Origin of the sequence: Streptomyces sp. NPDC005566, from assembly GCF_040605575.1 — a bacterium.
In the GTDB taxonomy this organism is placed as follows: domain Bacteria; phylum Actinomycetota; class Actinomycetes; order Streptomycetales; family Streptomycetaceae; genus Streptomyces.
The window spans coordinates 78,673-92,949 of record NZ_JBEXDB010000012.1; the positions used below are offsets into that span (position 1 = coordinate 78,673).

10 protein-coding genes are annotated in these 14,277 nt (G+C 69.7%); 4 read left to right on the forward strand and 6 right to left on the reverse strand.

Features of this window, described 5'->3' with window-relative positions; translation table 11 throughout:
- Window positions 1-359: 359 nt before the first annotated feature.
- The gene (locus ABZS61_RS20145; protein ID WP_356422685.1) at window positions 360-3,686 is read right to left on the reverse strand and encodes a LamG-like jellyroll fold domain-containing protein; all 3,327 of its coding nucleotides are present in this window, start codon (window positions 3,684-3,686) and stop codon (window positions 360-362) included.
- A 183-nt stretch (window positions 3,687-3,869) separates the two neighbouring features.
- Window positions 3,870-6,305 carry a GH92 family glycosyl hydrolase gene (locus tag ABZS61_RS20150; RefSeq protein ID WP_356422688.1) on the reverse strand — a complete coding sequence of 812 codons (2,436 nt, stop codon included), beginning with the start codon at window positions 6,303-6,305 and terminating at the stop codon, window positions 3,870-3,872.
- Between the two features lie 215 nt (window positions 6,306-6,520).
- Between ABZS61_RS20150 and ABZS61_RS20155 the strand changes: the two genes are divergently transcribed.
- The 3 genes from ABZS61_RS20155 (at window position 6,521) to ABZS61_RS20165 (ending at window position 8,288) form a co-directional block, all read left to right on the forward strand.
- The gene (locus ABZS61_RS20155; RefSeq protein WP_356422691.1) at window positions 6,521-7,270 is read left to right on the forward strand and encodes a VOC family protein; all 750 of its coding nucleotides are present in this window, start codon (window positions 6,521-6,523) and stop codon (window positions 7,268-7,270) included.
- Window positions 7,271-7,290: 20 nt separating this feature from the next.
- Window positions 7,291-7,473 (forward strand): hypothetical protein, encoded by a 183-nt coding sequence (locus ABZS61_RS20160; protein WP_356422694.1) that lies wholly within the window; start codon window positions 7,291-7,293, stop codon window positions 7,471-7,473.
- Window positions 7,474-7,637: 164 nt separating this feature from the next.
- The gene (locus ABZS61_RS20165; protein ID WP_356422697.1) at window positions 7,638-8,288 is read left to right on the forward strand and encodes a PASTA domain-containing protein; all 651 of its coding nucleotides are present in this window, start codon (window positions 7,638-7,640) and stop codon (window positions 8,286-8,288) included.
- A 494-nt stretch (window positions 8,289-8,782) separates the two neighbouring features.
- Here the strand turns inward: ABZS61_RS20165 and ABZS61_RS20170 are convergent, their stop codons facing one another.
- The 4 genes from ABZS61_RS20170 to ABZS61_RS20185 form a co-directional block, all read right to left on the reverse strand.
- Window positions 8,783-9,550: an RNA ligase family protein gene (locus tag ABZS61_RS20170; RefSeq protein ID WP_356422701.1), complete on the reverse strand. Its 768-nt coding sequence runs from the start codon at window positions 9,548-9,550 to the stop codon at window positions 8,783-8,785.
- Between the two features lie 658 nt (window positions 9,551-10,208).
- Entirely contained in the window at window positions 10,209-12,113 is a 1,905-nt protein-coding gene (locus ABZS61_RS20175) for a rhamnogalacturonan lyase (protein ID WP_356422704.1), read from the reverse strand.
- Window positions 12,114-12,140: 27 nt separating this feature from the next.
- Window positions 12,141-12,482: a YkvA family protein gene (locus ABZS61_RS20180; protein WP_356422707.1), complete on the reverse strand. Its 342-nt coding sequence runs from the start codon at window positions 12,480-12,482 to the stop codon at window positions 12,141-12,143.
- 266 nt (window positions 12,483-12,748) lie between these two features.
- Window positions 12,749-13,588: a helix-turn-helix transcriptional regulator gene (locus ABZS61_RS20185; protein WP_356422710.1), complete on the reverse strand. Its 840-nt coding sequence runs from the start codon at window positions 13,586-13,588 to the stop codon at window positions 12,749-12,751.
- A gap of 162 nt (window positions 13,589-13,750) precedes the next feature.
- Between ABZS61_RS20185 and ABZS61_RS20190 the strand changes: the two genes are divergently transcribed.
- Window positions 13,751-14,272, forward strand: coding sequence for an ATP-binding protein (locus ABZS61_RS20190; RefSeq protein ID WP_356423107.1), 522 nt, complete (start codon window positions 13,751-13,753; stop codon window positions 14,270-14,272).
- Window positions 14,273-14,277: the final 5 nt, after the last annotated feature.

A 14,277-nucleotide genomic window follows, 5' to 3' on the forward strand; every position in this document is an offset into this window, starting at 1 on the left:
GCCGGACCGCACCTTCTCATGACCCGCTTGTGCGACGCCTGCCGATTTCGGAGGGCGCGCCGAGCCGGCCCGCAGCCCCGCGAAGCGTCAGCTGTATCGGCGAATGAGGCGCGCAGGCGGCGCAGCTCCGAGGCCATCCGCCACGCAGCCGTTCGGCGGCGTCCACAGGACGGCCCTCGCCCACCTGCTCCTCGACCCACCTGCGTAAAAGGGACCAGCCCCCGGTCGTCGACGCCGGGCTCCGCGAAGGCGAAGCGCACCACCGCCTGATCACGGCGGCGGCGAGGCCCCGGGACAGCGCGGAGCTCCCGGCAGTGCGTCGCGTGCGCGCACTGCCGGGAGCGGTCCTGCGGGGTGCCCTACGGCTGCTCGCCGTCGTGGAGCGCGGTCACCTCCTGGTCGGTGAGCGCCTTGTCGTACACCTTCACCTGGTCGACGGAGCCGTTCCAGAAGTCGGTGTCGGCACCCGACCACTTGGCGCGGCCCACGGACAGTGCGCCGGTGCTGACATCGGCGGTGCCGGCCGCCGCGGTCGCGGCGAGCTTGCCGTCGACGTACAGCTTGATCTCGTCGCCGCTGCGGACGCCGACCACGTGGTACCACTGGCCGAGCTCGGGCTTCATCTCCAGCCGGGCGCGGTGGGCGCCCGGGGTGGAGAAGGCGAAGCCGCCCTGTCCGTACTGGAGGTAGAACGGGTTCTCCTGGCGCCGGCCGTCCTGGCTGACGAGGGTGGCGTAGTTGCCCGGGAGGGCGTCGAGCGACGCCCAGGCCGACACGGTGTAGTCACCGGTGGTGTCGACGACCGGACCGCTGGTCTCCGCGTACTGGCCCTCGCCGTTGAACTTCAGCGCCGAGCCCTGCACTCCGGGCGCCCAGGACGTGCCCTCGGACAGGGTGAGGTCCTTGTGGTTCGGGCCGCTGTCGGCGGCCTTGGTGCCCTGGTTCTCGTCGAGGGACCAGACGCCACCGCCCTTGACCTCGTCACGCTCACCTGCGGCGGCGCCGGCCGCGATGACCTCCTGGTTGATCTTCCGCACCTTGGCGGGGTCGACCTTGATCTCGCGGCGGTCGTACGTCCACAGCCCGTTGAGCTCGTTCTCGAGGTCGGTCACCTGGGTGTAGATGGAGCCGGAGAGTTCAGCTCCGGCTGCCGCCAGGTAGTGGGTGCGGGTGTTCTCGACGTACTTGGCGGTCAGGGCGTCCTTGTCCGCGACACCGCTGTAGATCGCGGTGGGGGCACCGGGCCACATGTGTCCGGGCATCCGGAGGGTGAAGCCGCCGTGCTCACCGTCCATCGCGGCGCGGGTGTCGTCCGGGAAGGCCGGGTCGGTGTTGTTGTAGTCGTGGTGGTCGATGATGTCGCCCTTGCCGGAGTCACCCTTGGAGTTGCAGCAGTTGACACCGCTGTGGGCGTTCACGACGCGGGAGGGGTCCGCGGCCTGGACCTTCTCGGTGATCTTGCCGGTCTCGGTGCGGTCCCACTCGCCCCAGCCCTCGTTGAAGACGATCCAGGCGCCGATCGAGGGGTAGTTGTGCAGCTGCTGCATCATCTCGGCACCCTGGTCGAGGAAGGCCTTCTGGCCCTTCTCGTTGGTGATGTTGCCGGAGACGAAGTCCTGCCACACCAGGAGACCCATCTGGTCGGCGTGGTAGTACCAGCGGGCGGGCTCGACCTTGATGTGCTTGCGGACGGAGTTGAAGCCGAGGTCCTTCTGCGTCTTCAGGTCGAAGACCAGCGCGGAGTCGGTGGGTGCGGTGTTGAGGCCGTCGGGGTAGAAGCCCTGGTCGAGCTGGGCGAGGGAGAAGAACGGCTTCCCGTTGAGCACCAGCTTCTGGTAGCCGCCGACCTTGGCGACGCCGAAGGAGCGCATACCGAAGTAGCTGTCGACGGTGTCCTTGGAGCGGCCGTCCTTGAGGGTGACCTCCAGGTCGTACAGGTACGGGTCGTCCGGCGTCCACAGGTGCTGCTTGGCGACCGGGAGACTCAGCACGCTGTTGGCCGGGCCGGTGACGGTCCCGACGACCTTGCCCTTCTTGTCACGGGCGACAGCGGTGACACTGGCGGACTTCGAGGCGTCCTCGGAGTTGACCGTCAGGGCGAGGCGGCCCTTGTCGATGTCGGGCGTGGTCGTCAGGGAGTCGACGGCGGCCGGAGCGACGGGCTCCATCCAGACGGTCTGCCAGATACCGGAGGAGGCGGTGTAGAAGATGCCGCTGGGGTTCGCGGACTGCTTGCCCGTGGGCTGGTCGGCACCGGTCGTGTCGGTCACCGCGACCACGATCTCCTGGGGGCCGTTGCCCTTGAGCGCGTCGGTGATGTCGGCGCTGAAGGCGGTGTAGCCACCGGTGTGCTCGGCGACCTGCTTGCCGTTGACCCAGACCTGCGCGTGGTAGTCGACGGCACCGAAGTTGAGCTTCAGGCGGTCGTCGCTGCTCCGCTTGCCGACCGACCAGCTCTTGGGCACCGTGACGAGCTTGCGGTAGAACATGTGGTCTTCGTGGCGCTCGAGTCCGGAGAGCTGGGACTCGACGGGGTAGGGCACGGTGATGCGCTCGTCGAGCGACGTGCCGAAGACCGGCTTCTCACCGGCGGCGGCTCCCGCGAACTCCCACGGTCCGTTGAGGTTCTTCCAGTCGTCGCGCACCTGCTGCGGGCGGGGGTACTCCGGCAGCGGGTTCTTGCGGTCGACCTTCGCGGCAAACGGCGTGGTCAGCCGGTGCGTGGAGAGGTTCTTCGCCCTGCGGCTGATCTCCGGGACGGTCTCGTCGCCGGCCTTCAGGCCGCCCTCACCGTCGTACGCGAACCTGACCTGCTGGTTCTTCTGGACGGCTGCGCCCAGCGTGACGATGAGCGCCTTGGAGCTGCCCTTCGCCCTGGTCACCGACTTCACGGGCATCGGCGTCGTGTCGGCCTCGACGGTGAGGTGGTCCTTGACGCCCTCGATGTCGCTGACAGCGTTGTCGAACGTCGCCTGAAGCTTCTGGCCGTCCTCGGCGACGCTCAGCGCGACGGGGTAGACCTCGAAGTCCGCGGGCGGGGTGAACGCGGACTCGGGCACGATCTGCTTGGCCAGCTTCGCGCTCGACCAGCGCAGGAACATGTTGGCCCCGCCGATGTCCTGGAACATCTCCAGGCGGAAGGTGTGCGGCTCGCCCGCCTTCAGTGAGACCGGAGAGCTGGTCTGCTCCTTGTCCCAGTCCGGCACCCAGTGGTCGATGACGGGCTTGTCGTCGATGAAGAGCCTGAACCCGTTGTCGCCGATGGCGGAGAAGGTGTAGTCACCGGTCTCGGGGGCTTCGATCTGCCCGGTCCAGCGAGCGGTGGTGTGCTCGGTCTTTCCGGTGGCCGACTCGAACGCGCCGGTGAGCCCGGGGAAGTTGATCTCCGGGTCGAGCGCCGTGGCGCCGAGTTCGGCGAAGTCACGTGCGCCCGGGGCGGACATGGAGAAGTACTCGCCCTTGAGGCCGTGGACCTCGGTGGACGGCTCGTCGGCCGTGAACGCGGAGGCGGCGGCTGCGCCTGCGCTGGGTGCCGCGGCGGCGGCGGGGACCAGGACGGCCCCTACGGGGAGCAGCAACGCGGCCGTACAGGCCAGCGTTCTGAAGAGCGTGCGTGGGCGGGCTAGTTGTTGTATCAAGGCGTCGTCCTCGTCGAAGAAGCCGGAGTGCCTCGAACGGCGAGGCACTGCACATAGTCGAACATTGAGCCACAGCCTCAAACACTTAACAACGGTCGCGCACACACAATTTTCAACGATAGAAAATTTGGGTCACCGACCGGCCGCCGCGCGCCCGGCCGTCCGACCCGTCGGTCGGCACACCCCGGGCGCACCCCGATCGTGGTGGATCGGGGTGTGCCCGGGCTGCGGTTACTGCGGCAGACCCGCAGGTCCGGTGGCCCAGCCGGTGTTCGGACGGTCGGCGAGCCGGTAGTTCAGCGAACCGCCCCGGGTGACCAGTCGCGCATCGGTCCACGACCGGTCGCTCGGGCGTCCGTCGACCTCGACGGCGTCGATGTACGGATGTGTCGCATCGGCGGCCGGCGCACTGATGGTGATGTCCTGGCCCTGCGGCCGGCCGATCACCGCAGCCGGGAAGAGCGGGGCACCCAGGAGCATGGTGGCGCTGCCCGGCGTCTGCGGGTAGAGGCCCAGGGCCGAGAAGACGTACCAGGCGGACATGGTGCCCAGATCGTCATTGCCCGGCAGACCGCGCGGACCGGTCCCGTACACCGTGTTCACGATCTCCCGCACGGTCTCCTGGGTCTTCCACGGCTTCCCCAGGGCGTTGTAGAGCCAAGGGGCGTGGATGCCGGGTTCGTTGGTCGGGTCGTAGCGCAGCGCGTCGCCGCCCTTCACCGACCAGGAGCCGTCCGCCTTGTGGAAGAAGGAGTCCAGCCTCGCGGCCGCGGCGTCCCGGCCACCCATCGCCTCGGCCAGCCCCTGCACGTCCTGCGGGACCATCCAGGTGTACGTGGCACTGGTGCCCTGGGCGAAGCCGCGGTCGCTGCCGGGGCTGAACGGGGTCACCCAGGAACCGTCGAGGTTGCGTGCCTGGATGTAGCCGGTCGTCCCCGCGCCGTCGCCGGCCTCGGGGTTGAACACGTTGCGCCACCAACGGCCGCGTGCGTCGAAGGCGTCGGCCTCCTCCTCACGCCCCAGCAGCCGGGCCCAGCGGCCCAGTGCGGCGTCGGCGACCGCGTCCTCCAGCGTCTCGGCGGCGCCGCCCCAGCAGTGGCAGACGTCCTGAGGTGCGTAGTGGGACTCCAGGTACTGGGCGAGGTTGGGCCGCTGGCCGGTGCACTGGCCGGGGCATCCGGCGTCCGAGAGGCCGTCGGGGTGGGGCACGGTGGCCTGTCGGGCCAGGGACTCGAAGGCGCCCTCGTAGTCGAAGTTGCTGACGCCCATCGCGTAGAACGTGGCGAGGGTGGCCGCCGTGGGATCGCCCGTCATCACGTGCGTGGCACCGTTGACGTGCACCCAGCGGTCCCAGACCCCGCCGTTCTGCTGGGCGAAGTTGTACAGGGACTGGGCGAAGTCGCCCGCGATCCTCGGCTTGAGGAGCGCGAGGAGCTGGATCTGGGCGCGGTACTGGTCCCAGCCGGAGAAGTTGCTGTACTGAGCCCCTTGTCCGCGCGTCACACGGTGCGGCTTCCCGTCCATGCCCGGGTAGCGGCCGTCGGTGTCGCTGATCAGGTTGGGCTGCATCAGCGAGTGGTACAGCGCGGTGTAGAACGTGGTGCGCTGCGCGTCGCTCCCGCCGCCCGTGCGTACGGAGCTCAGCTCCTGGTCCCAGGCACGGGATCCTGCCCGGGCGACGTCGTCCACGCCTGCCTTCGGCGCCATCTCCTTGCGGAGGTTGGCCTCCGCTCCGGCCTGGCTGACGTAGGAGATCCCGATCCGCATGCGGACGTCCGTATCGGCGCTGGTGTCGAAGCCGACCCATCCGCCGGAGCCGCGTCCGGCCCGGTCGGCGCCGGTCGCGTACCCCTCGCCGCCGCTCGCGGTGGTCGCGCCGGGTGCGAGGGTGCCGTCCTTCCAGGTGCCTGTGGAGGCGAAGTCCCGGTCGAAGGAGGCGCTGAAGTAGAGCCGGTAGTAGCTCTTGCGGTTGTTGGTGCCACCGTTGGCGCGCCGCCCGCAGAACGCCCCGGTCAGCACCGAGCCGGTCACCTTGCGGTGCGCGGTGTCGATCTCGACCTCGGCGTCCTCGCTGCCGTTGAGGGAGTTGGACACCCGGAAGAGCAGGTTGGCGGGCTTGCCTGCCGGGAAGCTGAAGTCGGCCACGCCCGCGCGCTTGCTCACCGCGAGGTCGGCGGAGGCGCCGGAGTCCAGGCCGAGGGTGTAACGGCCGGGCACGGCGCGCTCGTTGTCGTGGGAGAAGTTCGCCGCGTAGACGGCGTCCTTGGTGTCGGCCGACGGCGATGAGGTGACGTCGCCGACGAACGGCATGATCGGCACATCGCCTGCGGCGCCAGGATTGCACCCGGCACCGTTGACATGGGTGAGGCTCAGTCCGCGCAGGCGGGTGGCCCCGTACTCGTAGCCGTTCGCCGCCCCGGTGCTGGTCTGGTCGCCGGTCGTACTGGTCGGGGACCAGGCGATCATGCCGTACGGGAGGGTGGCGCCGGGGAAGGTGTTGCCGCCGTTCGCACTGCCGATCAGCGGGTCCACGTAAGCGGTGGGGCGGGTGACGAGCGCGTCGGCCTCGGCGGCCGGCGGCATGACGGCAGCGGCCAGCGCGCCGGTGATGACGATCGCGGCGGCTCGCGCACCGAAGCGCCGGGCCGCGGGAGGTCTGGGGGACATGTCGTACCTTCCGCAGGTTGGACAACGTTGTCGGACGTCGCTTTCCGGCGCCTCCCACGTTGATCGTTGCGCCGCCGAGCGTAGATCCCCACTGCGCCGGGGGGAATGCCCCGGGCGGATCCCACCGGTGAACGGGTGGTGAACGAACCAGCGGGACGGGCGCCCCTGGCACGATGGCGGTGCCGGCCATGAACCCGACCCAGCAAAGGAGCGTCGTGATTCGCTGGACGTACGCCCTCATCGACCGCCCGACAGCCGTCGTCGGCCCCGCACGGAAGTTCTGGACCGCGGTCACGGGAACGCACGAGTCCGCCCGGTCCGGCGACCGGGGCGAGTTCACCACGCTGCTCGCCGACGGTGCCGACGCCTGCCTGGCGGTTCAGGCCGTCGGCCGGGCCGGCGGAGCCCATCCGGATCTGGCGGTGGAGGACATCCCGGCGTTCACCGCGCATGCCACCCGGCTGGGCGCCGTGGTGGAGGCACAAGGGCCGGAGCTGAGCGTGCTGCGCTCCCCCGGCGGTCAGCGGTTCTGTGCCGTGCCCTGGCGCGGCCAGAAGGTCCGCCCGCCGGTCTTCGCCGGACCCGGAGGCCCCGGAAGCCCCGAAGGCCCCGAGAGCCGTCTGGACCAGCTCTGTCTCGATGTCGCACCGGCCGCGTTCGACGCGGAGGTCTCCTTCTGGACGGCACTGACCGGCTGGGAGTCGACTCCCGGTGATCACAAGGAGTTCCATGTGCTGCGCCCTCACCTGGACCTGCCGGTGCACCTGCTCCTCCAACGGCTGGACGAGGCTCGTCCCGCCTCGGCGCATCTGGACATCGCGTGCCCCGACCTCGGTGCCGGGCAGGTCTGGCACGAGCGGTGCGGTGCCACGCTCATCCGCAAGGGCCCCGCATGGACGGTGCTGCGGGACCCTGCGGGCGGCGTCTACTGCCTCACGCGGCGCGACCCGGTGACGGGCGACTGACCGCGCGCCGCTGAAGGCGGGTGGGCAAGCTGGACGCCGGCATCGCTCCGGTCATGGTGCCGGCGACCGCGCTGTGCTGGATCCTTCTGATGGTCGGCACGATGGTCACCCACGGCCGCCTCGGCCGGTTCAAGCTCGTGACGGTGAACTCGGTCCATCTCCTGCTCGCAGCCTCCATCGCGTGGGGACACCTCACCGCCTGAGTGATGCCGACGACCTGGAACAACGGTGGTCTGACGACCGGTTGACGGGACATCACCCCCCCACCACTCGGTCACAACTCTGTCACTACCGGAACATCCTGCGCCCCTTGTCGCATACCGCACCGCTACGGTCATGCCTCCATGAACCACCCTTGGGGGACAACGTGAACACCCGCACACTCGCCGCTGTCCTCGCGTGTCTTGCCGCCGCGCCGTTGGTCGGCTGCGACCCGGCCGCCACGGATCCGAAGCCCGCGGCGCCTGCCGTCTCCGAGACCTCCACCGCTGCCCCCGCCCGTACCGCACCGCCGTCCGAGAAGGCCGACGAGCCGGCCGCGTCCGAAGCCGTCCCGAACTTCGTCGGCATGGGCCTGCAGTCGGCGCAGGACACAGCCCAGGCAGAGGGCTTCTCCCTGCTGACGTCCCATGACAGCGCCGGCCGCGACAGGCTGCAGGCACTCGACCGGAACTGGAAGGTCTGCTCCCAGAGCGTCAAGGCGGGGAAGTCGGTTCCTACCGACACCGAGTTGGACTTCGGTGCGGTGAAGCTCGATGAGGCCTGCCCCGCCGCAGACGCCAAGGCTCCTGAGGTGGCGGGCGGAAAGATGCCGAACCTGGTCGGGAAGTCCGTCAAGGCAGCCCGTGGCGCCCTGGACCCGGGTACGTCGATCACAACGACGGACGCGGCGCAGGACCGCATGGTCCTGCTGGAGAGCAACTGGCAGGTGTGCACCCAGTCGCCGGCCCCGGGAGCTGCCCTGAACGGTCAGCCCGTCGAGTTCACCGCGGTGAAGTACGAGGAGAGCTGCCCGTAAGCACTGTCTTCGGCGACCGGCTGACCCCCGGGCCGCGTCGGCGGCGGACACGCGGAGGGGAATCGCAGCGTGGGGTGCCCGAGATCAAATCGGCTGGGGAACAAGGTGCTCTACCACTGAGCTACGGAAGCCCTGAGCCTCCGACGGGATTCGAACCCGCGACCGCCCCATTATGAGTGGAAGTATCCCCTGCCTGCGCACCGGGCACCCCCGACGCTGTGCCTCCCGAGATCAGGACGGCTGCGGGTCTGCGGGGTTCGATCCCCGCCCACCGAAGTGGTTCTACCCAAAGAAGTAACCGCGGCCTGCGCACCGGGAGGTGCTTGAAGTCGTGGCCTCACTCTAGCCGGTAAGGGCGGGACCAGCGCTTCGATTATTCGGCACCGGCATGGATTCGGCGACTGTGAGCAGCACCTTTGCAGCCGCCGCCCCATGAGCGGAGAAGGTACGTTTCTGGGTGATGCAGGTCGGCCACTCGGGTGCGGGCAGAACGGTCAGCGAGTGCGGGCCGTCTGGGTACGGCGTTTGAGGGTCCGCGCGTAATCCTCGAACCGCGCCTTCGCAATCACCGAACGGTCGGCGGTGCGGAGCACCACACCTTCCGCACGGCCCGTCGCCCGGCCGTCCAGCGCTACCTGGGTCTGCAGCCAACTGGCGTTGAGCCAGGCGCTCATCCCGTCGACACTCGTCGGCAGACTTCCCGCCGCGATGACATCGAGGCGGGGGGTGAGCGGGATGCCTTCCAGCTTGGCGGCGACGGTCAGGGCCTCCTCGGTGAGGAACGATTGCCCACCCCCCTCGCGCCATGCGGATATGCGCTCGACCGGCCAGCCCAGAACCTCCAGCGGCACCGTCGCCACGTCGAACAGCCGGTACCCGACCTGCCCGGTCCCGGTGTACTGCTTCGCCGCAGCACCCACCTTCGCCCCGTACACCTCCAAGTAGAGGACGTTGATGCTGTCCCTCGCGGCGAGGCCGTCGGCGACGGTGCGCAGCGCCCCGACGATCCCCAGCGCCGGGTTGGTCACCCGGTCGCCACGGGCGGTAAGGAGCTCCTCGCGGCTTCCGATGAACCAGTCCGCGCCCGGAAGTTGGATGATGCGGGCGTTCGTTCCGTCGACCTTTTCCGTGACGACCACATCGCCGGCGAACGGGGTGGCGTCTTCGGTGAGAGCGCCACGCTCACCGAGCACGTGATAGGTCGGGATGGACGGGTACTTGGTTGCCGAGTTCAAGGCGGCAAGATCGATACTGTCGCTCATGTGGGACTCCTTGGGGGCGGTCGAGTCTGCTTGATCCGGGCGCTGCGCCGGGCAAGGTGCGGGCTTTGATCTGCTCTTCTCCGCGTGCTCCCCTGTGTGCCGGCCGACGGACATCTTCCACTGCCGGGCGTGGGACTGCTCGTCATTTTCGGGCGACGGTGATCTTGACGGGGCGGGCACGCAGGTGGTGCGGCTCATACGTCGTCTGCGACATGGCCGAGCAGATGCGCGACGCCCTCGCCTCCGCCTCGCTCCTCGGCCGGACCGGGGACCGCCACTACGAGGTCGCGGCGACCCACGCGGCAGCACCTCCCTGTACGAGGTGGCCGACATCCTCCGGGAACGAGCCGAGGCCTACGCGGCCAACGGCCGGCATGAGGCTGCCCGCGCTCTCCTTGATGAAGCGGACAGGCTTGCGGAACGTGTGAATTCCGCGACCGCCGCGCGGCCGGCCGAACCCGGTCCCTGCCCAGCGCTGTTGCGTGGTGAAGGTTCCCGGCCGGGGCGAGTAGGGCCCAGACGACAGTGCCGCCAGAATTCTCAACTCCCTCTGGACGTAACCAGATTCTCCCCAGAGGCGTCCAGGCAGTGAAAAGGCGACTGCAAGTGCGTCACTCGCAGTCGCCTCTTCGTGAGGGGCACACCCAGGTTTCCGCAGTTACGGCGTGGTGATCTGCGGCCGCGGTGCGGTGGCCATTCCGCTGCCGATGGCGAAGCTGGGGTGCGGCGGCTGGTTGTACGCGGTGTTCTGCCAGGCCAGCGCGGTGCGGTACATGGTGTCGTGGAGCAGTGTGGTGATCTTGGTGCCGGTCTCGTACGGCGTCGAGTAGATCCGCAGCGCCGTGTTGTTGGTCGTCGGCCAGACGACTTCCTCGCGCCAGTCGCCGAAGATGTCGCCGGAGATCGCCGGCGTGGCCTTGGTGCCGTTGTTGCTGTGGACCGAGGCACCGGTCAGCTGGCGCGTGTCCGCCGAGGTGCCGTACTTGTCGATGTGGGTGCCGTCGAGGAGTTCACGGGTCGTGTCGCCGTCCCACCAGGACAGGAAGTTCGAGCTGGACGGCTTCCGGCTGGTGACCACGGTGCCCTGCGGGTTGCGCACCCCGGAGACGGCGGAGGACCAGGACTCGGCGCCGGCGCTGCCGGACCAGATGTCTGCGGACACCCCGCGGCCGTTGTCGCCGCTGGCAGGGGTGGACCAGAGGATCTTGCCCGTCTTCGCCTCCGCCATCCACGAGGACGGCTTCGAGCTGTCCTCGTCGACCTTGAACTCCTCCAGTCCCGCCCGGGAGGGGTCGAGGTCCCCGACGTGCATGGCGTCGCCGTGGCCGTTCTTCGTCGTCCACAGTCCGCTGCCGTTGTCGTCCACGGCCATGGCCCCGTACACGATTTCGTCCTTGCCGTCGGCGTCGACGTCGGCGACCGACAGCTGGTGGTTGCCCTGACCGTCGTACCCCTTGCCGGAGTTGGTCGAGCTGTTGGTGTCGAAGGTCCAGCGCCGGGTGAAGGCACCGCCCCGCCAGTCCCATGCGGCGATGACGCTGCGCGTGTAGTAGCCGCGCGCCATGATCAGGGAGGGTCTGGCCCCGTCCAGGTAGGCGGTGCCGGCGAGGAATCGGTCGACCCGGTTGCCGTACGAGTCACCCCAGGAGGACACCGTGCCGCGTGCGGGTACGTAGTCGACGGTGCCCATGGCAGCGCCGGTCCGGCCGTTGAACATCGTGAGGAACTCGGGTCCGGACAGGACGTATCCGGAGGAGTTGCGGTAGTCGGCGGAGGAGCTGCCGATCACCTTGCCGGTTCCGTCGACGCTGCCGTCGGCCGTCTTCGTCGCCACTTCGGCCTGGCCGTCGCCGTCGTAGTCGTACACCTGGAACTGGGTGTAGTGAGCGCCGGAGCGGATGTTGCGTCCGAGGTCGACCCGCCAGAGCCGGGTGCCGTCGAGCCGGATCCCGTCGATGATCGTGTTGCCCGTATAGCCGGACTGGGAGTTGTCCTTGGCGTTGGTGGGCTGCCATTTCAGTACGAAGTCGAGGGCTCCGTCGCCGTCCAGGTCACCTACGGACGCGTCGTTGGCCTCGTACGTGTAGGCGACCCCGTCGGGGGTCGTGCCGCCCGCGGGAGGGCTGATGGGAACGTCCTTGTAGCCGGCGCGGAACTGGATGGCGTTGACCGAGTCGCCCTGCTCCGTGCCGTTGACGACTGCCCGCACCGTGTAGTCGGCGGTGGCGGGTGCGCCCGAGTGGAAGTAGTTCGTCGAGGCGGTGACGGGCGAGGCGTTGACCTTCGTGCCGGCCCGGTAGACGTTGAAGGACACGCCGTCGGGGTCGGTGCCCAGCCAGCGCCAGCTGATGAGGTTGCCGCTGTCGGTGTGCACGCTGACGACGCCGCGGTCGAGTGCCTCGGCCTGCCGGGCGGTGGCGGCGTGCGAGGTGGGGCCGAGGGCGACCAGTCCGGCTGCGGCGAGCAGGCCTGCCGTCAGCGAACCGAGCAGTGCCCGGTTACGGGTGATCCGGCGTCGCCTGCGGTGGGAGCGGGGATCGGGGTGGGGGAGCAGAGGGTCCACGGTACGCACCTTCCGGCCGGGGATGGCTTACGTCACGTCAGTTGCTCCCGGACGCCGAAAGGTTGCCGCTTCACGGGCCTGTTTTCCGCTCCGCGTCCCCAGTCCGGCGGCGTTCGCGGCGCTGTGCAGTGAGCGCAGGGCCAGCAGCAGGAAGCCGATGTCGTCGAGGTACACGGGATCCGGCAACAGGTCGACGGGCGACACCGTGTAGATCACCGCGGCCCACATCAGCGCCTTGTTGCGCAGCGGGATTCCCGCATCGAGGAGCAGCTTCCTGGCCCGGAAGACCCGTACCAGGAGTACGGCGGCGACGCCCGCCGCGAGCAGGGCGACGAGCCCGCCGATGACGAGCCAGACGGAGGTGTCCATGGCCTATCGTCCACCCGTCCGAACGCCGGAGCTCCCGGATCCCACGTCCCCGCTCCCGGCCTGAGGGCGCGTGCGGGGGCGGGTGCGTCGTTTCGGGGCGCACTGCTTGCCTGCCCCGTTCATGGGCCATGTGTCCATGAGTCCTTCTCCTCCGTTACGTATCGTCCGAAGAGGTCGTGCCGGACCGCGGCCGGTCCGCACAGCGCGGGTGACCGGCATCGGGCGTCCGAAACCACAGGGGACCCCGCACGTCGGCCCGGCCGCCCTCATCGGGCCGCCGGCAGAGGGGTTCCCGGGTGCGGAGCGGCCGCGCAGGCGGCGTCCAGCCTGATGCGGAGGTCCATCACCGCGCCCGGCTCGTCGACGATGTCGACCCGGCCCCCCGGGGCCTCGAGAATCACCCGGTCGCCGATCTCGGGAGCGGACACCCGCAGGAGGTGCAGCGGTGGGACGGCGGTCATGGGGTGCGGCGGGGAGTCGAGGGGCATCACCTGCACGGTGAGGTGCGGCTGGTGTGCGGCCTCGGCGAGCACCGCCCACTGCTCGGTCATCACCTCGGGACCGCCCACCCGGGTATACAGCGCCGCAGCCGGGAACAGGGCCCACAGGGCCGCGCCGCGGTCCTCCAGACGCCGCTGGCGCTCCTGCAGCAGCTCGAGGCGCCGGGTGAGCTGCGCCTCGGTGTCCGTGGGGCACAGGGTCCGGTCCAGGGCAGCCGCGTAGGCCGGAGTGCGCAGCAGTTCGGGGACGAGCGCGGGATGCCAGGTCCGTACGAGCGAGGCCGAGGACTCGAGGCCGATGACCTCCTGCCGCCACGGCTCCATCGCGTCCCGCCAGCGGTGCCACCATCCGGGCAGGTTCGCGGCCCCCAGGCCGGTGATGATCGGTTCCGCCTCCGCCTCGGGAACCTCGTAGCGGTCCAGCAGGACCCGGACCTGGCGGGCGTCCAGCCCGGTCTCGGCGCGTTCGATGCGGCGCACTGTGGCCGGGTGCGCGTCGAGGGCCCGTGCGGCCGCCTGCAGGCTGACACCCGCGCGTTCCCGCAGAATCCGCAGACGTGCCGCGAGGACACGGTGCTCGACCGTGGGGCCGGATCGGGGCCTCATGCGCCCGCCTTCCTCATGAGAGCTCCGAAACAGAGCAACCCGGACATTCTGTCACTTGCAAAGTATGCACTTTGCGCCGAGAGTACATACATGCCGGAAATAGACACCCGCTCGCGCCTCGCTCCGGAGGACCCGAGCGGGAGGAGCGCACAGAGCTGGTGGATCCCCCGTCTTCCCGAGGGGGTGCCGGAAGCGCGCCACCGTGTCCAGGAGGCGATGCGGGACTGGGGAGAGCCTGACGACCGGGTCGAAACAGCCGCCCTGGTCGTGACCGAGCTGGTCACGAACGCGGTGCAGCACACCTCGGGTCGTAGGGTCCGCTGCAGGCTCCTGCGTTCCTCCGAAGGGGTGCGGATCTGCGTGTGGAACCGCGGCCGGGCCCGTGTTCCGGCTCCGACGCGGCCCATGGACGCGAAGTCGGCCTCGCACGGTTCCCACGGCCCGACGCCGCGCCGCCCCGAGCTGTCGCACTCGCCCGGGGACGGACCTCACGGCCAGGGCGGCCGGGCCGGCGCGAACCACCGGGACCTTGCCGGGGCCGTCGACGGCACCGACTGCCCCGACATCACGGATATCGACTCACTCGCCGAGGACGGCCGGGGGCTGATGCTCGTGGACGCGCTGGCGACGCGATGGGGAACGCGCACCAGCCTCTCCAGTCGGCTGGTGTGGGCCGACATCTGAACCGC